Origin of the sequence: Streptomyces sp. NPDC005784, assembly GCF_042871525.1 — a bacterium.
Taxonomy (GTDB): domain Bacteria; phylum Actinomycetota; class Actinomycetes; order Streptomycetales; family Streptomycetaceae; genus Streptomyces.
Window position 1 is genome coordinate 14889 of the sequence record NZ_JBIAIQ010000003.1, and the last position, 19064, is coordinate 33952.

Here is a 19064-nt window from a genome sequence, read left to right on the forward strand (position 1 = left end):
CGGTGCCGAGCGTACGCAACCGGCGCGGTCCTCCTCCCGGTCCCCGCGAAATGGGAGCAGTGGGCCGGCGACGGGCGCGACGTGGCGACGCGAACGTCAACGGCCTTTGCCCATCGGCCAGTTCAGTCGTCGGACCCGGGCCCCGGACCGGATCGTGTGTTGGGCACCGTGACCGCCGTCGCGACCAACCCGCGCTGCACGGTCCAGCGGCCGTCGAAGGCCTGGACGCGAACGCCGTCCACCACGGGCCCCGGGACCAGGAGTCGCGCGTGGAAGCCTCCCTTGAGGCGGGGGCTTCCCGAGAGGCTGTCGGTGGCGGGCGTCGGGTCGAGGGAGATGTCGATGTCCGCCTCGGAGAAGTCCAGCCACTTGCCGGTGAGGGGGAACCACGCCTTGTAGACGGACTCCTTCGCGCTGAACAGCAGCCGGTCCCAGTGGACGCCGGGTGCTCGGGCGCGGAGGCGGTCCTGGCGGTCCGACTCGCTGGGGAGGGCGACGGCGTCCAGGACGTCGTCGGGGAGTGCCAGGTGGGGTTCGGCGTCGATGCCGAGGGAGGCCAGATCGGTGGCGCGGGCGAGTGCGGCGGCGCCGTAGCCCTCGCAGTGCGTCATGCTGCCGATGACCCCCGTCGGCCACTGCGGGGCCCCACGCTCGCCCGGCAGCACGGGGCCCGGGGCCACTCCCAGCTTCTCCATGGCACGCCGTGCGCAGACCCGTACGGTGGTGAACTCGCGGCGCCGCTTGCCCACGGCGCGCGTCAGGACCGCCAGCTCCTCGGGGTACAGGATCGCGTCCTCGGCCGCGTCGTCACCGTGGCTCTCCACGGCCACGACCGACTCCGGAAGCAGTTCCTCCATCACCGGCTTTGACCTCCATCGGCAGAATGCGGCGCAGCGTGCCCGGCGGTCCCGGTCGCGTACGCCATTCTCGCGGATAGCCCACCGACACCTCTTCGAAGCGGACACCCTCGTGCCACGTGGTCCGCGGAATGTGCAGATGCCCGTAGACCATGGTCTCGACGCGGAACCTGCGGTGCCAGTCGGCGGTCGCCAGCGTGCCGCACCACATGGCGAACTCGGGGTGCCACAGGACGTCCATCGGGTGACGGTGGAGCGGGTAGTGGTTCACCGGGATGACCGGCAGGCCGTCGGGGAGTTCGGTGAGTCTGCGCTCGGTCTCGGCCACCCGGGCCCGGCACCAGGCCTCGCGGCTCGGGTAGGGGTCGGGGTGCAGCAGGTACTCGTCCGTGCAGACGATGCCGGTCTCGTGGGCGTACGCCAGCCCCTCGGCCTTGGTGGCGCAGCCCTGCGGCAGGAGCGAGTAGTCGTAGAGCAGGAAGAGCGGCGCGACGACGGCGGGGCCTCCCGGGCCGTTCCAGACGGGGTAGGGGTCCTCGGGCGTCGTGACGCCCAACTCCCGGCACAGGGCCACCAGATGCTCGTAGCGGGCCACACCGCGCAGTTCGACGGGGTCCTTGGGGTGGGTCCACAGCTCGTGGTTCCCGGGCACCCAGACGACCTTGCGGAAGCGGCCGGCGAGCGTCTCCAGGGTCCACCGGATGTCGTCGACGATCTCACCGATGTCACCGGCCACCAGAAGCCAGTCGTCGTCGGACTCGGGGCGCATGTTCTCGACGAGGGCGCGGTTCTCGGCGTAGCCGATGTGCAGGTCGCTGATGGCCAGCAGGTTCCCGCCACCGCCGTCTGTTCGCCGCACGCGCCACCCCCTGGAAAGCCGATGTCAACACAAGAACACACGCGCCCGCCGCCGGACAAGGAGGCCCCGGCGGGCGGGTCGGTGAATCCGTAACATCCCCGTAGCAGTACCAGGGTCCCGCGCCCCTTATGATCGCCCCAACACCACCGCTCGATTCCGCCTTGGCGTGCGACGGCTCGGTGTACCTCCCCTACCCCTGGCCGGGCCCGGCCCGCTCCGCCGTGCCCGCAAACCGTGAAAGGTGGCTTGCATGGGCTCTCGCGTACGCGTCTGGCTCAACCGCACGTACGCGGAGAACGTGTTCTTCATGGATCAGCTGCGAAGCAATCCGCAGCACCGCGCGGTCGAGATCCATGCCACCCACGGCGACGCCGACTCTCCCGTACTGGCCGCCGCCGACACCGCCGAGCCGGAGCCCGAGGGCCTGTCGCCGCGCGCCTATGTCGAGTACGCCCTCGACATGTGCGCGCGCCGTTCCATCGACGTGTTCGTGCCGGTCCTGCACCAGGCGGCGATCGTGGCGCAGCGCGCCGAGTTCGCGGCGCTCGGTACGGCGCTGCTGGCACCGCCGGCGGAGGCGGTCGCGGTCTTCCACGACAAGGCCACCGCGTACCAGGCCGTCGAGGCCGTGGGCATTCCGGTGCCCCCGTGGTGGCGGGTGCGCACGGAGGAGGAACTGGTCGCGGCGGTCGAAGAGCTGGAGGCCGCGGGTCAGCGGGCCTGCTTCAAGCCCGCGGCCGGAGCGGGCGGGGTGGGCTTCCGGGTGATCACCCGCACTCCCTTCTCGCTGATGCACCTCAACGGGTTCCCGAGCGCGTACGTGCCGATGGACCTGGTCGTGGAGGCGCTGCGCGCGGCCGACGAGCCGGTCGACTGGCTGGTGATGCCGCACCTCGGACAGCCGGAGGTGTCGGTGGACTGCCTCACCGGGCCGGACGGCCGAGTGCGCATGGCGATCGGCCGTACCAAGAACGGGCGGCGCCGCGGATTCACCCTCGACGACGCGTGGATCGAGCCCGCCCGGCTGCTCGCCGAGGCGTTCGGGCTGCACTATCTGTCGAACATCCAGTTCCGTATGTACGGTGACGAGCCGGTCCTGATGGACGTGAACACCCGTCCGGCGGGCGGACTGCACCAGATCGCCCAGTGCGGGGTGAACGCCCCTTGGGCGGCTGTGCAGTTGGCGCTCGGCGAGGAGACGGGCGAGGTGATCCCGCCGTTCCTCGGACAGGACTACACGGTGGTCTCGGGGCCGCGTCCGGTGCGTCCGGTGTCGCTGCCGCCGCAGCGGACCGACGAGCCCGTGCCGACGCTGTCCGCGGTCCCCTCGCCGATCACGGAGTCCGCGTCCGCGTTGTCGTCCGCCCCGGTCGAGGCGACCGCCTCCGTCGTTTCCGCCCAGGCCACCACGGCCGCGGCCGCGGCCGTCGCACCCGCCTAGGCCGTCCATACGCATTTACCGGTCTGGACCAATTCTCGCTCAGCGTCTTGACAGCGGGATTGGTCCATACCAACTTGGTTGCGCACCTCTCTGCACTCCCGAACACCCCCATATCTCCAGGGAGATCGCGTGCGTATCACCATGCTCAGACGTTCCAGACATCGCTTCCTCGCCCTGCTGGGCACGGCCGCGCTGGCCCTCGCCGGCGCGGTCGCCCTGCCGGGTACGGCCCAGGCGGCCAACATCCTGTCCAACCCCGGCTTCGAGACGGGCAGCCTCTCCCCCTGGTCCTGCTCCGGCAACCTGGGTTCGATCGTCTCAAGCCCCGTGCACGGTGGCTCCAAAGCCCTTGCGGGGGCGGCGAGTTCGAGCGACAACGCGCAGTGCACCCAGACCGTCTCGGTCCAGCCGAACACGACGTACAACCTCTCGGGCTGGGTCCGCGGCAGCTACGTCTACCTCGGTGTGGACGGCGGTGCCTCGAACTGGACGACGTCCACGTCGGCGTACAGCCAGCTCACCGTGCCCTTCACCACCGGCGCCTCGCAGACCAGCGTCAAGATCTACGTCCACGGCTGGTACGCGCAGGGCACCTACTACGCCGACGACATCAGCCTGGACGGTCCCGGCGGCGGCGGTGGCGGTTCCGACACCCAGGCGCCGACCGCGCCCACCAACCTGACCTCCACCGGCAAGAGCTCCTCCAGCGTGTCACTGTCGTGGGGCGCGTCGAGCGACAACGTCGGCGTCACCGCGTACGACATCTACAGCGGCTCCAACCAGCTGCTCAGCGTGTCGGGCACGAGTGCCACGGTCAGCGGGCTGTCAGCGAGCACGGCCTACTCGTTCACCGTCAAGGCGCGGGACGCGGCCGGGAACACCTCCGCGGCCTCCAACTCCGTGAGCGTCACGACGGACGCGGGCGGCGGTGGCGGCGGCACCGGCTTCAAGCAGGCCGCTCCCTATCTGTACGAGGGCTGGGGCGATCCCCCGAACCCGACCACGGTGATGAACGCGACCGGCATCAAGTGGTTCACGATGGCGTTCGTGCTGGACTCCGGCGGCTGCACCCCTGCCTGGGACGGCAGCCGTGCGCTGACCGGTGGCGTCGACCAGACGGCCATCAACCAGATCCGTTCCGCGGGCGGTGACATCGTCCCGTCGTTCGGCGGCTGGCAGGGCAGCAAGCTCGGCGCCAACTGCTCCTCGGCGAGCGCGCTCGCCGGTGCTCTGCAGAAGGTGATCGACGCCTACGGCCTCAAGGCGATCGACATGGACATCGAGAACACCGACGAGTTCGAGAACGAAGCCGTCCAGGCGAAGATCCTGACCGCGCTGAAGACCGTCAAGGCCAACAATCCCGGCCTGAGGACGATCGTCACCTTCGGCACCTCGACGACCGGCCCGACCTACTACGGCAACCGGCTCATCGAGCAGGCGCAGTCCCTGAACGCCAACATCGACGTCTTCACCATCATGCCGTTCGACTTCGGCGGCGGCTCCGACATGTACGGCAACACGGTCAACGCCGCCGAGGGGCTGAAGACCAAGCTGAAGTCGACCTTCGGCTGGGACGACGCCACGGCCTACTCCCACATCGGCATCTCCGGCATGAACGGCCTGTCCGACCAGCAGGAGAACACCACCCCGGCGATCTGGACCTCGATCCGTGACTGGTCGAACTCCCACCACATCGCCCGGCTCGCCTACTGGGCGGTCAACCGCGACCGGTCCTGCCCCGGCGGCGGCGTGGTGAGCAACTGCTCCGGTATCAGCCAGAACACCTGGCAGTTCACGTCGATCACGGCCGGCTTCACGGGCTGAGGACGACGACAGCAGGACAACGCGTGGGACAACACGATGGGCCGTCCGGAGAATCCGGGCGGCCCATCGCGTCACGCTCATACATCAGCTGTCACCTGTCGGCTGTCGTCCGTCAGCCGACAGCCGACAGCCGACAGCCGACAGCGGTCAGCCGTCGGACTCCGACGACGGGAGGTAGGCGCCCGGCACGTCCTGCGGCGCGAAGATCCGGTGCTCGCCGGGGTACGGCTTGGTCCACCCGTGCGTCTGGTACCACGTGAAGTGGTTCATCTGCGCGGGGTTGGCGAAGTCGGGAATGGCGTTGGGCCCGGTCAGCCGCTGGTGCGTCTTCCAGGTCTCCCACTTCGCCGCGAGTGCCCGCTTGTCCGCCGGCACCTTCGCCGACGGCACCGCCGCCGCGCTCGGATCCTGCGGCGCGGGGGTGTCCAGGCCGCAGGAGGGCGGGGTCTTGAGGCCGTCGGTCAGCGAGGTCCGGTTGGGCAGCGCGGTGAACGGCGTGTAGTCCGGGTGCTGGGTGAACACCGCACGCATCGGGCTGGCCGCGCTGTCCTTCTGGTTCATCGGGTGGATCCCGAGGACCTGCTCGATGGTCCGGATCAGCGTGATCTGCGAGTAGTAGTGGCTGTCGACGATGCCGCGCCGGGCCCACGGGCTGATGATCTGGATCGGAGCACGGTGGCCGTCGACGTGGTCGAGGCCGGCCTGGGAGTCGTCCTCGACGACGAAGATCGCCGAGTCCTTCCAGTACTTGCTGTGCGAGATCTCGTCGACGATCCGGCCGGTCGCGAGGTCGTTGTCCGCGACCTGGGCGGTCGCGTTCGCCGGACCGCCGGTGTGGTCGCTGGAGAGCCAGAACATGTTCAGGTTGGCCGGCCCGTTCTGCTCGAAGTCACGCTTCCAGATCTCCTCCCGGTAGACGTCCGGGACACTGGTGTCGAACTTCGCGAAGCCGTGCACGGACACGTCGTTCAGCGACGGAATCGGCGAGGACGAGTTCAGTGTGTACGCGGTGTCCTGCCCGGTCGACTCCATGTTCTTCGAGTCGCAGTACAGGTTCTGCCAGCTCGCGTCCGCCGGCTTGGTCAGGAACTGCTGGAACTCACCGAAGTCCCGCGCCGAGTTCCCCTTCGCCTGCGCGCCGGTCCACAGGAAGCCGGTCCGCTGGTGGCCGAGGGCGTCGTCCTCGGTGTCGTAACTGCGCGCGTACTCACCGGCGGAGGACTCTGTGTACTCCGGATCGTCCGCCTGCATCAGCCAGTTGTGACCCTCGGCGGAGTTCGTCCCGATGTCGTAGGTGTTGTCGTACAGCCCGAACTGCTCGGCCAGGGCGTGCTGGTTCGGCGTCACGTTCTCGCCGAACTGCGCCAGCGACGGGTCGCCGTTGCCTTCCGGGACATCCCCCAAGACCTGGTCGTAGGTGCGGTTCTCCTTGACGAGCAGGAAGACGTGCTTGATCGTCGAGGGCTCGCCGAGCCGCAGCGGGACGGGCACCGGCTTCGCGTGACCCCTGCCCTTGGACTGGGTGACCGAGCCATGGGTCCAGCCGTTCTGCCGGAAGACCTTGGCCGTCTGTGCCCTGATGACGCTGTCGTCCGGCAGCGTGAACCGCTGCACGCTCGACGTCGTGTCGTGGGTGCCGTGCCCGCCGCTGACGGTGGACCGACGGGCGTCGATACCGCGGGTGTTGGAGACAACCACCTCCTTGCCGACGGAGGCGATCTCCGCGGGGAAGTAGTCCGTCGGGAGCAGGCCGATGTAACGGACCGGATCCTGCGGGCTCCGGTTCCGGTAGACGGCCACCGCGTTGGCGCGGCCGAGCGTCACCAGCAGATGGCCGTCGTCGGTGAGCGTCACCCCGTCGGGCTCGTAGCCCACCGACGCCTCCGGCCACGGCTGGGTCGCGATCGTCTGGACGACCTTGTTCTTGACGGTGTCGATGACCGACACGTCGTTGGTGGCGGTGTTGGTGACGAACAGCGCCTTGTTCTTGGCGTACAGGGCTGTGGGGTGCAGACCGACGGGGATGCTCGCGACGGCGGCGGCCGGGTCGGCCAGGTCGATGACGCTGACGGTGCCGGTGGTGGTGGCAGCGGTGATCGGGTCGGCCGGCACCTGGGTGTTGTAGGAGTTGATCGTGGTGTCGCCGGCCTGCGCCGGACGCCCGCCCTCGTTGCTCACGTAGAGCTCGGTGCCCACCTGGACCAGGTCACGCGGGGCGTTGCCCACGGTCCAGCTCTGCCGGACGGTGCCGGTCGCCGCGTCGATGGCGACCACCCGGTTCTGTCCGTTGACCGCGGAGTAGACGGTGGAGCCGTCGGGCGAGAACACCGCCTCGCCCACCAGCGCGTGCTTGGGCCCGTCCGCCGGGATCGGGACGAACGTCGGACTGCTGACACTGCCGTCCGGGTTCACGGTCAGCCTGGTGTATCCGTCGGTCTGACCGAGCCAGAGCTGCGAACCGTCGGGCGAGTACGTGGGGCCTTCCTGCCCGACGCTGTTGCCACTGAGGCGCGGGCTCGACGACGCGGCGGCGCTGACGAGTTGCTGCACCTTCCAGTTCTTCAGGTCGACGATGGCGAGCGCGCTCCCGCCGTCGGTGACCGAGGCCGCGAGGTGCGTGCCGTCCGGGCTCACCGAGGACGACATGATCTTCCCGTTGTCGACGACGAGCCGGTCGCCGTACGGGGCGATGTACTGGTCGCTGGAGACGACCTGGCCCCGGTCGGTGATCTGACCGACCTGGTCGGTGCCGAACTGGTGCGTCTGGGCGAATGCGGCCCCGGTGGCGACGAGGGCGAGGACGGTGGTGCCCGCCGTCACCAGAGGTATCCGTCTGCCGGCGCGTCTGCCGAAAAGGCCCGAACGCCCCTTCACGTCACGCCGGCGGCGGCGCGTTACCTGCATGGAGTCATCCCTTCGAGGTGGCAAGCAGGTCGACATTCCCGTCGAACTGCCACAGCGGGTTCGGTGCGTCCCCGGTCGGTGTGCGGACCAGGAAGTAGCCGTTCACCTCCTTCGGTCCGTCGCCGTCGGCCATGAATCGGCCGTCCGGGGTGACATCGAGCTGGTAGACGGCCGTCCCGACGGCGTCGACGCCGGGGAGATGCCAGGAGACGACACAGCGCCAGTCGTTGCCCGGCCCCTCGGCCGCGACCTTGACGCTGCCCTTGTCGCAGGACGCCGTGACCTTCAGCTGTGCCTCCGTGACGGCGGGGCGGTTGAGCTGCCTGGTCTGGAGCCGGTAGAGGTGGGCGAACGCCGTGGCGGCCGAGCGCTGCACCTTGTCCTGTCCGATCCCGGAGCCAGTGGCCCCCGTGGCGGCGCCGACGACCGCGACCGTCACGGCGGCCAGCGCGACGAGCGGCAGGACTCCGGCGGTGACCGCGCTGCGGCCCGAGCCGTCGTGCGCCACGTCGGTGAAGTCGCGCCGCATGAAGAGCACATAGGCCGACACGGTCGCGGTCACGGCCCACAGCAGACTGACCCCGATGCCGATCAGGAGCGGGCCGAGCTGTGCCGGGCTGGTGAACAGACCGCTCCAGGCGATGAAGGCGTAGCTGGGCAGGGCCAGGCGCACGGCGACGGGGAGCGGCATCATCTGGGCGAGCTGCATCGCGAGCGCGACGAGCGCGGGCAGCAGCAGTCCCATCGGGGACCGTCCCAGAGTGATGGACCCGAGCAGCCCGATCGCGGCGAGGGCCAGGGTCGGGGCCAGGACGCAGACCCAGGCGAGCAGGACCTTGCCGGCGGCGTCCGCCGGTGTCAGGAGGTGGCCGTCGAGGCCGACCAGCGGCTGGTCGCCGACGGCCACGGCCCCACCGGCCGAGCTGGAGGCGACCAGTCCGGCCACGAGCAGCAGGATGACGGTGAGGCCGGCCAGTGCCTTCGCCGCGAAGATCCGGCGCGGCGAGCGGACCGCCACGAGCAGATGGCGCCAGGTGCCGAGCCGGTCCTCGGAGGCGAACACGTCGCCGGCGACGACCGAGGTCAGCAGCGGGAGTGCCCAGGTGCCCGCGAATCCGAGCATCACCAGCGCTCCGGCCCACCCGGTGGCGTGCATCCAGCGGCCGAAGAGGGTGTCCACGGGGAGCGTGCTCTGCCGGCTCACCGCGGCGACGAAGAGCGCCGGCACGATCCAGCAGGCGAGGACCAGCAGCCGGATCCGCCACTGCGAGACGAGTTTGACCAGCTCGAAGCGGTAGGCGCGCGCGATCGAGACACGGGGGGCGGCGGCGACGGCTTCCTCCGGGCCCTGCGCTCCGAGGTCACCGTCCTCGGCGACGGTCGCTGTCATCCGCCGGTCTCCTTCTGCTCGGTGAGGGCGAGGAACGCGGCTTCGAGAGGCGAGACGACGGGGGCGAGTTCGCGCAGCGCGATGCCGGCGCGCACGAGCCGCACGACCAGTTCGTCGACGGCGGACACCAGCGCGCGCACGACGAGCACGTCGGCGTCGTGCCGTGGCGCGGCGTCGTCGACGACCCGGATCCCGGCCGTGTCGAGGGCCAGCAGGCGGGCGGCTGCGGGGTCGGAGGTGAGTACCCGGTAGTCGAGTTCACGGTTCTCGGCGGCCAGCTTGCTCAGCGGGCCGGAGAAGACGACCCGTCCGGTCGCGAGGACGGTGGCCTCGGAGCACAGCGCCTGGAGGTCGTCCATGCGGTGGCTGGAGAGGACGACTGCGGTTCCGTTCGCCGCGAGCCGGTCGAGGACACCGTGCACATGTCGTTTGCCGGCCGGGTCGAGGCCGTTGGACGGTTCGTCGAGCACGAGCAGCCGGGGCTCGACGAGCAGGGCGGCGGCGAGGCCGAGCCGCTGACGCATGCCGAGGGAGTAGCCGCGGGCCGGATCGTCGGCGACATCGGTGAGCCCGACCTGGTCGAGCACGTCGTCGACCCCGGCCGCCCGCGTGCCCTGGCCGCGGAGTGCGGCCAGGGCGGCGAGGTTCTGACGGGCGGTGAGCGAGGGGTACAGGCCGGGCCCGTCCACGAAACCGGCGACACCGTCGGGGGCGGCGAGCGCCCGTCTGAGCGGGGTGCCGAGGATCTCGAGGCGGCCTTCGTCGGCGACGGCCAGGCCCAGCAGGAGACCGAGCAGGGTCGTCTTGCCGGCTCCGTTCGGTCCGACCAGGCCGTGGATCTGACCCCGCGCCACATCCAGATCGACGCCGTCGAGTGCGACGGTGTCGCCGAAGCACTTGGTGATCCCGCGAGCCCGGACGGCGAGAGGTCTGTCCATCCTTCTCCTTGCGTGGGAATCCCGGCCTTCAGGACGGGCCGGAAAGGCATCCTGAGTGCCGGAGCCTCGAAGCGGCGTAGATGCTCTGCAGCTGCCTCTGGCGGCGGTCAGAGCTTGGCCGTCACGAAACTCCTCGGAGTCGAGTGAGAAGCCCCCTCGTTACGAGGGGGAGGAGTCACGAGTCCCTTTCTTCGAAGCACTTGAAGCACTCAGGGACCTTAGGCACAACACACAACGCGGGCACAGACGGCCGGTTGAACACGGCGGAAACGGATCGTCAAGGCGTTGGCAAGTCCGGTGCGCAAAGCGGGCGTCATCCAGACGGACTCGGGCAACACCTGCGGGCTCCGGATCCGTGCGCCGAGTCCGTGCGGAGTCCGGCGGAAGCCGGGTGGCTCAGTTGTGCGCCGGGCCGGGCACCGGAGGCGGGCATCCCCGCGCCCGGCCCTCCCCGGTGCCTCGGGCCCTCGCCGATCGCGGGCATACGCGGGTCTGGCACCGTAAGTCCCCGCGTTCGAGGCCTACTTCAGGTACGCCAGGCCCGGATGTACGGCCGTGTAGCCGTCGACCAGTGCGCGTGCCACGTTCACGGAGTCGACGAGCGGGTGCAGGGCGAAGGCCTTCACCGCGGTCGTACGGGACCCCGACTCGGCGGCCGAGAGCACCTCCCGCTCCACCGCCTTGACCGCGCACACGAGTCCGGTGGCGTGACCGGGCAGCGGGTCGACGGCGACGGGGTGCGCGCCGTTCGCGTCGACCAGGCAGGGCACCTCGATGACGGCCTCGGTGTCGAGGACGCTCAGCGTGCCGCGGTTGCGGACGTTGAGGATCAGGGTGGTGCGTTCGTCACGGGCGATGGCCCGCATCAGGGCGAGCGCCACCTTCTCGTAGCCGCCGGAGAGGTCGTCGTCGTCGCGTTCTCCGGCACCTGCCGCGTCCCGGTTCTCCGCCATGTAGGTGGCCTCGCGCTCGGCGCGGGTGCGGTCCCAGGCGGTCAGGGCCGCGGCGTCGGATTGCTTCATCTCGTCGTAGAACCGGGCCTGTTGGTCGCGCAGGAACGCGCCGCGTGTCTTGTCGGCCCGCTGGTAGGCGCGGACGGCCTCGCGGTTGAAGTAGTAGTAGTGCAGGTACTCGTTGGGGACGGCGCCCAATGACTGGAGCCACTCCGGGCCGAAGAGCCTGCCCTCCTCGAAGGAGCCGAGCAGTCCGGGATCGGCCAGCAGTCGCGGGAGTTCGTCGCGGCCCGCGACGCGCAGTCCCCGTACCCAGCCGAGGTGGTTGAGGCCGACGTAGTCGATCCACGCCTCGCGCGGGTTCGCGCCGAGGACCTTGGCGATCCGGCGCCCGAGGCCGACCGGCGAGTCGCAGATGCCGATCACGCGGTCGCCGAGGTGGCGGGACATGGCCTCGGTGACCAGTCCGGCCGGGTTGGTGAAGTTGATGACCCAGGCGTCGGGGGCGAGCCGGGCCACGCGCCGCGCGATGTCCACGGCGACGGGCACGGTGCGCAGGCCGTACGCGATGCCGCCGGCGCCGACCGTCTCCTGGCCGAGGACGTCCTGGCCGAGGGCGACGCGCTCGTCCGCCGCCCTCCCCTCCAGGCCGCCGACCCGGATCGCGGAGAAGACGAAGTCGGCGCCGCGCAGGGCCTCGTCGAGGTCGGTGGTGACGGTCACCTCCGGAGCGTCCGGGTCCCCGGCCGCCTGCTCGGCGAGGACGCGGGCCACGGCGGAGAGCCGTCCCGCGTCCAGGTCGTGCAGCACGACCCGGGTGACGCGGCCCTCGCCGCGGTCCCCGAGCAGCGCCCCGTACACGAGCGGGACGCGGAATCCGCCGCCGCCCAGAATGGTCAGCCTCACGCAAGTACCACCTTCGCAGTTCGTGCGGGGAAGCAGGCCGCGCGGCGAGGGAGCACGCCACGACCACCTGTCCCACCCACATCTTCCAGGAAGCAGCGTGCCACCGCGGCCACGGGCTCGTCCGGCACCGCCACGTCGAGTCCCCGGGCCGAGGACTCTCGTTCTCGCGGTGTCGCACGCGACGGGCGACGGGCGACGGCGAGCCCGGCGACCACTGGGCCGCCATCGAGTCGACCCCTGGGCTTCAGTGCGGTGTCATCCCGGGGTCCTGGGACCGCGCCATTCTCCAACGCGTGAACGACAGAAGATCGGCCGGGCGCGGCGGCGCAGGACCGTACGACGACGGCGGCACGGCGAAGCGCCACCTCCGGGTCTACGGCGGCGACCGCACGGCGGATACGGCCGCCGCCACCCCCGCGCGACGAACGCGCCTTCCCCGTCACGTCGTTCATGCCCTCTGACCTAGGGACCACACGACCATGACCGAGCAGCAACTGCCCGCCTGGGCCGATCCGTCCGTCTCCCCCGCCGCACTGGATCCGCAGGGCCTGTCGCGACGCGGGCTGCTGCGCGGCGCGGGCCTGTTCGGGGCGGCCTTCGCGGTCGGCTCGCTCGCCGCGCCCGCGGCGGCGTCCGGGCGAGGCTACGGCGGCAGCGACCCGCGCCTCGCCTATCTCGTGGGCGACCACCACATCCACTCCGTCTACAGCCACGACGCGAAGTACACGTTCTCCCAACTCGCCCGCGCCGGGGCCGAGTACGGCCTCGACTGGATGGTCTTCAACGAGCACTCCAACTTCGGGCACGCCTCCTACGGCGCCTTGTTGGAGCATCAGGAGATCCTGAAGGCGCGCGCCGCGAACCCGCGCCAGCTGATCTTCCAGGGTCTGGAGTGGTACATCCCGGCCGCCGAGCACGCCACTGTCTTCGCCGCCCCCGGACCGCACGAGGTGAACCTGCTCACCCGGTTCGAACTCGCCTACGACGGGAAGCTGTTGGGCTACACAGCGGGTTCGCCCGCCAGTCCCGACACGGCCCGCAACGAGGCTCACGCCGTCAAGGCGATCCAGTGGCTGGCCGAGCAGCGCCGCACCGGATACGTCGACGACGTACTGGTCCTCGCCAACCACCCGTTGCGCCTGGGGATCGACTCCCCGCACGAGATGCGCGACTGGCGCGACGCGGCCCCCGAGGTCATGATCGGCATGGAGGGCGCGCCCGGCGCCCAGGGCGGCGGCATCCCCGGCTGGGTGGGCTCGGGCCAACAGCGCGGCGAGTACGTCAACAAGCCCTCGGAGAACTCCTTCGCCGGTTACCCGGAGGACGCGTACGTCCTGTACGGCGGCTTCGACTGGATGACGGCGACGGTCGGCGGCATGTGGGACGCGATGCTCGCCGAGGGCCGGTTGTTCACCATCACCACCAACTCCGATGTGCACCGCGTCGTCTTCGACACCTGGAAGAACGGCGACTGGGCGCCCGGCCAGAACTTCGACAACACCGGGCACGTCCCCGACCCGGTGAACACCGACACCCAGCAGCCGGGCGGCGACTTCTGGCCCGGCCAGTTCAGCCGCACCCATGTCGGCGTGACCCGCTACGGCTACCGCTCGGTGATGGCGGGCCTGCGCGCGGGCCGGGTCTGGCTGGACCACGGCCATCTGCTGGACGGACTCGACGTCCGCCTGAAGCGGGACCACGACCACGGGGCGGGCGTCACCCTGGGCGGCCGGATCCGCGTCCGCAAGGGCGACAGGCTCACTCTGTCGGTCACCGTGACGACGGCCTCACGCCCCAACCCGCGGGGGATCCTCCCGAAGTTGGCGCATGTCGACCTGATCCGCGGCGCGGTGCGCGGCCCGACGGCCGACCGCGACGCGTGGCGGGCCCCCGACACCGAGGTCGTCCGGACCGAGGACGTGAGCGGCCGCAGGGGGACGTACACCCTGCGCATCCCGCTGACCGCCGGGGACGAGTCCTTCTACGTCCGGCTGCGCGGCAGCGACGGCAACAGGAACGGCGCCGGGTACCTCGGTGCGGCGATCGACCCGCACGGCCCGATTCCGCACGTGCCCGGAAACGGCGACCCGTGGGTCGACACATGGTTCTATTCCAACCCCGTGTTCGTCGATGTGGAAGGCTGCTGATGAAGCGTCACTTAATGTCCCTGGCCTGCCTGTTGGGCGTGCTGACGGTCAGCATGAGTACGTCGTCCGCGGTGGCCGGCGAACCGGTGTGGACCGAGACCGGCACGTCGTACGTCGACTCGCTGAGCGGTGGACAGGGGCTGGCGAGCCGCGCGGACGGCTCGCTGCTGCACCGCGGGCTCGCCTCCATTCCGCTCGTCCTGCGCGTCAAGGGCTGGAACCATGTCGGCGACCCTGACATCGCCCAGGGCTCCGTGTTCGACGCCTACCAGGGGCCGGACACGGCGACCTCGAAGATGTTCGCCGTCACCACACCCGCGGGCAAGCGCTTCGAGTACGTCCACCGGCTCGACCCGGGCGAGAAGCTGAACAACTCCTTCGCGACCGTGTCGCCCGACGGACAGTGGCTGGTCTCCGGCGAGTGGGACGACCAGAACCGGCTCCAGGTCTTCCCTGCCCCGCTGCTCAATCCGTCGACCCCGCCCACCGGCGGCGCCCTGCCGCAGGCCGGGCAGATCACCCTCGACAAGCCCGTGCGCGACATCCAGGGCTGCGACTTCGTCGACGACACCCGGCTGCTCTGCGCCTCGGACGACAGCTCGCGCACCCTCTTCCCCGAGGACCGGCCGCTGCTCCAGGTCGACCTGGAGCGGAAGGTGGACGGCCGGCCGGTCACGGGACATGTCACCAGCCTCTTCGCCCTGCCGCAGCGCAGCCTGTGCACGGACGGGACGTACGAGGCGGAGGGCGTCGACTACGACACGGCGAGCGGGACACTGCGTGCCGAGGTGGTCCAGCCCGGCGTGTGCGGTGTCGCGACCTCCGTGTACGCGTACCGGCTCAGGTAGGAGGCCGAGCGGAGGGGACCCGGAGCACCGCCCGGACAGCCCTCGGCCTCAGACGTAGAACCGCGACAGGCTCTGCAGGACGGCGGCGGGCTTCCCGCCGCCGTCGATCTCCACCGTGCCGTCGACGGCGATCTGCACTCCGCCCGGTACGTCCTCGACCGAGGTGAGCCGCGCGACCAGCCGGATGCGCGAGCCGGCCTTCACGGGGGCGGGGAAACGCACCTTGTTCAGGCCGTAGTTGACCTTCGTGGTGACGCCCTCCACCTCAAGGAGCTCGGTGAAGAGCGGGATGAAGAGGGAAAGAGTCAGATAGCCGTGGGCGATGGGCGCGCCGAACGGCCCCTCGGCCGCCCGCCGCGGGTCGACGTGGATCCACTGGTGGTCGCCCGTGGCGTCGGCGAAGGTGTCGATCCGCTCCTGGGTGACCTCGATCCACTCACTGGTGCCGAGGTCGCCGCCCGCGAGCTTCCTGAGTTCGTCGAGGCCGTTCACGGTGATGGTCACGAGTTTCCCTGCCTGGTGCGGTAGCCGGTGCCGTAGCGCGTACGGACGCGGGATTTGAGGAGCTTTCCGGAGGCGGTGCGCGGCAGTTCGTCGACGACGACCACCGACTTGGGGATCTTGTACTTGGCGAGGCGGCCGGAGAGCGAGGCGAGGACCTCGTCCGGGTCCAGTTCGACGCCGTCACGGGCCACGACGACCGCGCGGGGGACCTCGCCCCACTTGTCGTCGGCGACACCGATCACGGCGCATTCGACGATTCCGGAGTGGGCGAGGAGGAGGTCCTCGATCTCGGCGGGATAGATGTTCTCGCCGCCCGAGATGATCATGTCCTTGATACGGTCCACGACGAAGACATAGCCGTCGTCGTCGACGCGGGCGGCGTCCCCGCTGCGGAACCAGCCGTCGGTGAAGGCGGCGGCCGTCTCCTCGGGCAGTCCCCAGTAGCCGGGCATGACATGAGGTCCGCGGACGACGATCTCCCCTGTCTTCCCCGTCTCTCCCGCGTCGACCGGGGTGAAGTCCGGCCGGACCACCCGGACATCGCTGAAGAAGTGCGGAACGCCCGCCGAACCGGCCTTGGCGACCGCGTGTTCGGCGTCCAGGAAGAGGGTGCCGGGCGCCGCCTCGGTCATCCCGTACCCCTGGAGGAAGGTGAGCCCGCGGTCCTGGTAGGCGGCGATGAGCGGGGTCGGCACGGGCGATCCTCCGCAGGTGAGGATGCGCAGGGAGGACAGGTCGGCGTCGGCCCAGCGGGGATGCCGGGCCACCCGGTCGAACATGGTGGGCACGCCGAACATGAAGGTGATCCGGTGCCGTTCGATCAGGTCGAAGGTGGCCGCCGGGTCGAAGGACTCGGTCAGGACGCAGGTGCCGCCCTTGAGGAACACCGGCAGGGTGAGCATGTTCAGTCCCGCCGTGTGGAACAACGGGGCGGAGACGAGGGCGCGTTCGTCGGCGGTCAGATCGTGGTCGACGAGGACGTTGACGGCGTTCCAGGTGAGGTTGCCGTGGGTGAGCATCGCGCCCTTGGGGCGGCCCGTGGTGCCCGAGGTGTACATGATGACGCAGAGGTCGTCGGCGGTGACCGGTTCGTCGATCGGCTCGTCGGGCGCGTCGGCGATCAACTCCTCGTAGAAATGCCCCACTTCGATGGACGTATGGACATCGGTGCCGTCCGGCGGCCCGGCGGGGATCCCGGTCGGGGCCGGCGCGTGGACCAGGGCCCTGGCGCCCGAATCGGCGAGCTGGTAGGCGATTTCGGGCCCGGCGAGGCGTGGGTTGAGCGGCACGAAGACGGCGCCGAGGAGGCCCGCGGCGAACAACGTCTCCAGATAGGAGGGGTGGTTGGGGCCCAGATAGGCGATCCGGTCCCCGCGTCGGATGCCCTGGGCGCGCAGGGTGCGCGCGAGCTTCGTCGTGCGGGTGTGGAGTTCGGCGTAGCCGATCGCGTCGTCGCCGTGGATCAGGGCGGTGCGGTGCGGGGTCTTGCGGGCCCGGCGTGCGGGCCATGACCCCAGTCCCTCGTTGCGCATCTGACGCCCCTTACGGTGTGAGCCCGAGGAGCCGGGCGGCGTTCTCCTTGAGGATCTTCGGCCTGACCTCGTCCTTGATCGGCAGCTTCTCGAAGTCGGCGAGCCAGCGGTCCGGGGTGAGGACGGGGTAGTCGGAGCCGAAGAGGACCTTGTCCTTGAGCAAGGTGTTGGCGTACTGCACCAGTTGGGGCGGGAAGTACTTCGGCGACCAGCCCGACAGGTCGATGTGCACGCCCGGCTTGTGCGTGGCCACGGCGAGCGCCTCGTCCTGCCAGGGGAAGGACGGATGCGCCAGGATGATCTTCAGCTGCGGGAAGTCGGCGGCCACGTCGTCCACATGGAGCGGATTCGAGTACTTGAGCCGGATCCCGCCGCCACCGGGCACTCCGGCGCCGATGCCCGTCTGCCCGGTGTGGAAGAGGGCGATGGTGCCGGTCTCCTCGATGACCTCGTAGAGGCCGTACGCCACGGAGCGGTCGTCGGGGAAGAAGCCCTGGATGCTGGGGTGGAACTTGAAGCCCTTCACCCCGTACTCCTCGACCAGCCGCCGCGCCTGGCGCACCCCGGCCTTCCCCCGGAAGGGGTCGATGGAGGCGAAGGGGATCAGCACGTCCGGGTTGGCGGCGGCCGCCTCCGCGACCTCCTCGTTCGGGACGGGCTCGGTGCCGGTGGCGGACTCGGCGTCCACCGTGAAGATCACGGCGGCCATCCTCCGCTCGCGGTAGTACGCCGCCGTCTCCTCCAGGGTCGGCTTTCGCTCGCCCTCGACCTTGAAGTAGGCGCTGGAGGCGTCGTGCAGACCGTCGTCGAGCGAGGAGTGGCCCCTGGAGGAGACCTCGGCGTGGGTGTGGACGTCGATCGCGACGAGCTCGTCCGGGTTCATGGGAGGAGTCATCACACCCCCGCCGTCTTCGGCGCGGGAGTCTTCGGGACGGGAATCCCGACCGTCTGCGGTTCGGAGCCGAGGGAGCCGGCCCAGACGTCGGCGAGCGCCTCCGGGGTCCAACCGCCGTCCGCGTAGGCCGTCTTGATCTCCTGCGGATGCGACCACAGGGCCACCTTGTCGCCGCCGATGCCGATGGCCTGCCCGGTGATCCCGCGCGCGGCCTCGGAGGCGAGGAAGGGGACCAGGGCCGCGCAGTCCTCGGGGGTGCCGAAGCCCTCGCCCTTGCGCAGGAAGTCCGGGAGCGGCGTGCCGTCGCGCAGGGCCTCGACGTACGGGGCGAACGCCGGGATCGTCTCGGTCATCGCGGTCGCGGCGACGGGCACGATCGCGTTGACGGTGATGCCCGCGCGGCCCAGTTCCATCGACCAGGTGCGGGCCATGGCGGCGATGCCCGCCTTCGCGGCGGAGTAGTTCGTCTGCCCGAAGTTTCCGCGCTGTCCGGCGGGTGAGCCGACCAGGATCAGGCTGCCGCCCTCGCCCTGCTCGCGCATCCGCACGGCGGCGGCACGGGCGCAGGTGAAGGTGCCCCGCAGATGCGTGGTGATCACCGCGTCGAAGTCGTCGTCGGTCATCTTCCACAGGACCTTGTCGCGCAGGATGCCCGCGTTGGTGACCAGGATGTCGAGCCGGCCGAACTCCCTTACGGCGCGGCCGACGAGCCGGTCGGCGGCCTCGGCCGTGCCGACCGCGACGACCTCCGCGACGGCCTGGCCACCGGCCTCGGCGATGGACTTCACGGCCTGCTCGGCGACGTCCTCGTCGATGTCGTTGACGACGACGCGGGCGCCGACGGCCGCGAGGGCACGGGCGTAGGCCAGGCCGAGACCACGGCCGCCGCCGGTGACGACGGCGGCCTTGCCGGTGAGATCGATGGGGGGCACGAGGGGTCCCTTCACGTGGTGCGGGCGCTGCCCGGAGCGCGGCTGCCCGCAGGGGGTGACGTCTAGATCGAAGCTAAGAGCAATAGTTGTTGACGTCAATAGTTGTTGCCGTCCGTTCCATACGGCATGCTGGG

14 protein-coding genes are annotated in these 19064 nt (G+C 70.4%); 4 read left to right on the plus strand and 10 right to left on the minus strand.

Annotated elements, in window-relative coordinates; all coding sequences use genetic code 11:
* Positions 1-122: 122 nt before the first annotated feature.
* Together ACFYR3_RS05595 and ACFYR3_RS05600 are read right to left on the minus strand one after the other, a co-directional pair.
* Positions 123-860, minus strand: a complete 738-nt coding sequence (locus ACFYR3_RS05595) for a 4'-phosphopantetheinyl transferase superfamily protein (RefSeq protein WP_355854611.1) — start codon at positions 858-860, stop codon at positions 123-125.
* Positions 808-1716, minus strand: coding sequence for a metallophosphoesterase (locus tag ACFYR3_RS05600; protein ID WP_355854608.1), 909 nt, complete (start codon positions 1714-1716; stop codon positions 808-810). Before ACFYR3_RS05600 ends, ACFYR3_RS05595 begins: the two co-directional genes overlap by 53 nt.
* 250 nt (positions 1717-1966) lie before the next feature.
* Between ACFYR3_RS05600 and ACFYR3_RS05605 the strand changes: the two genes are divergently transcribed.
* Both ACFYR3_RS05605 and ACFYR3_RS05610 read left to right on the plus strand, forming a co-directional pair.
* Entirely contained in the window at positions 1967-3157 is a 1191-nt protein-coding gene (locus ACFYR3_RS05605) for an ATP-grasp domain-containing protein (RefSeq protein WP_355854605.1), read from the plus strand.
* A 141-nt stretch (positions 3158-3298) separates the two neighbouring features.
* Entirely contained in the window at positions 3299-4981 is a 1683-nt protein-coding gene (locus tag ACFYR3_RS05610) for a carbohydrate binding domain-containing protein (RefSeq protein WP_389282008.1), read from the plus strand.
* 147 nt (positions 4982-5128) lie between these two features.
* Here ACFYR3_RS05610 and ACFYR3_RS05615 read toward each other — a convergent pair whose 3' ends face one another.
* From ACFYR3_RS05615 to ACFYR3_RS05630, 4 genes are all read right to left on the minus strand, one after another.
* The gene (locus ACFYR3_RS05615; protein WP_389281631.1) at positions 5129-7885 is read right to left on the minus strand and encodes an alkaline phosphatase family protein; all 2757 of its coding nucleotides are present in this window, start codon (positions 7883-7885) and stop codon (positions 5129-5131) included.
* A 4-nt stretch (positions 7886-7889) separates the two neighbouring features.
* Entirely contained in the window at positions 7890-9275 is a 1386-nt protein-coding gene (locus tag ACFYR3_RS05620; protein ID WP_355854596.1) for an ABC transporter permease, read from the minus strand.
* Positions 9272-10213 carry an ABC transporter ATP-binding protein gene (locus ACFYR3_RS05625; protein ID WP_389281633.1) on the minus strand — a complete coding sequence of 314 codons (942 nt, stop codon included), beginning with the start codon at positions 10211-10213 and terminating at the stop codon, positions 9272-9274. Before ACFYR3_RS05625 ends, ACFYR3_RS05620 begins: the two co-directional genes overlap by 4 nt.
* 521 nt (positions 10214-10734) lie before the next feature.
* Entirely contained in the window at positions 10735-12072 is a 1338-nt protein-coding gene (locus tag ACFYR3_RS05630; RefSeq protein ID WP_355854590.1) for a 6-phospho-beta-glucosidase, read from the minus strand.
* 479 nt (positions 12073-12551) lie between these two features.
* On the opposite strand from ACFYR3_RS05630, the gene ACFYR3_RS05635 reads away from it, so the two are divergent.
* Both ACFYR3_RS05635 and ACFYR3_RS05640 read left to right on the plus strand, forming a co-directional pair.
* Positions 12552-14219 carry a histidinol-phosphatase gene (locus ACFYR3_RS05635; protein WP_389281635.1) on the plus strand — a complete coding sequence of 556 codons (1668 nt, stop codon included), beginning with the start codon at positions 12552-12554 and terminating at the stop codon, positions 14217-14219.
* Complete coding sequence (locus tag ACFYR3_RS05640) at positions 14219-15067, plus strand: hypothetical protein (protein WP_389281637.1); 849 nt, start codon at positions 14219-14221, stop codon at positions 15065-15067. The genes ACFYR3_RS05635 and ACFYR3_RS05640 overlap by 1 nt, the downstream gene beginning before the upstream one ends.
* Positions 15068-15115: 48 nt before the next feature.
* On the opposite strand, the gene ACFYR3_RS05645 is transcribed toward ACFYR3_RS05640, so the two are convergent.
* Genes ACFYR3_RS05645 through ACFYR3_RS05660 form a run of 4 tightly spaced genes read right to left on the minus strand, consistent with a single transcriptional unit; the run spans position 15116 to position 18930 of the window.
* Positions 15116-15571 carry a MaoC family dehydratase gene (locus ACFYR3_RS05645; protein ID WP_355854581.1) on the minus strand — a complete coding sequence of 152 codons (456 nt, stop codon included), beginning with the start codon at positions 15569-15571 and terminating at the stop codon, positions 15116-15118.
* Positions 15568-17103 (minus strand): o-succinylbenzoate--CoA ligase, encoded by a 1536-nt coding sequence (gene menE, locus ACFYR3_RS05650; RefSeq protein ID WP_389281639.1) that lies wholly within the window; start codon positions 17101-17103, stop codon positions 15568-15570. The genes ACFYR3_RS05645 and menE overlap by 4 nt, the downstream gene beginning before the upstream one ends.
* Positions 17104-17113: 10 nt before the next feature.
* Entirely contained in the window at positions 17114-17986 is an 873-nt protein-coding gene (locus ACFYR3_RS05655; RefSeq protein WP_355854575.1) for an amidohydrolase family protein, read from the minus strand.
* A gap of 11 nt (positions 17987-17997) precedes the next feature.
* Positions 17998-18930, minus strand: a complete 933-nt coding sequence (locus ACFYR3_RS05660) for an SDR family oxidoreductase (RefSeq protein WP_356783373.1) — start codon at positions 18928-18930, stop codon at positions 17998-18000.
* Positions 18931-19064: the final 134 nt, after the last annotated feature.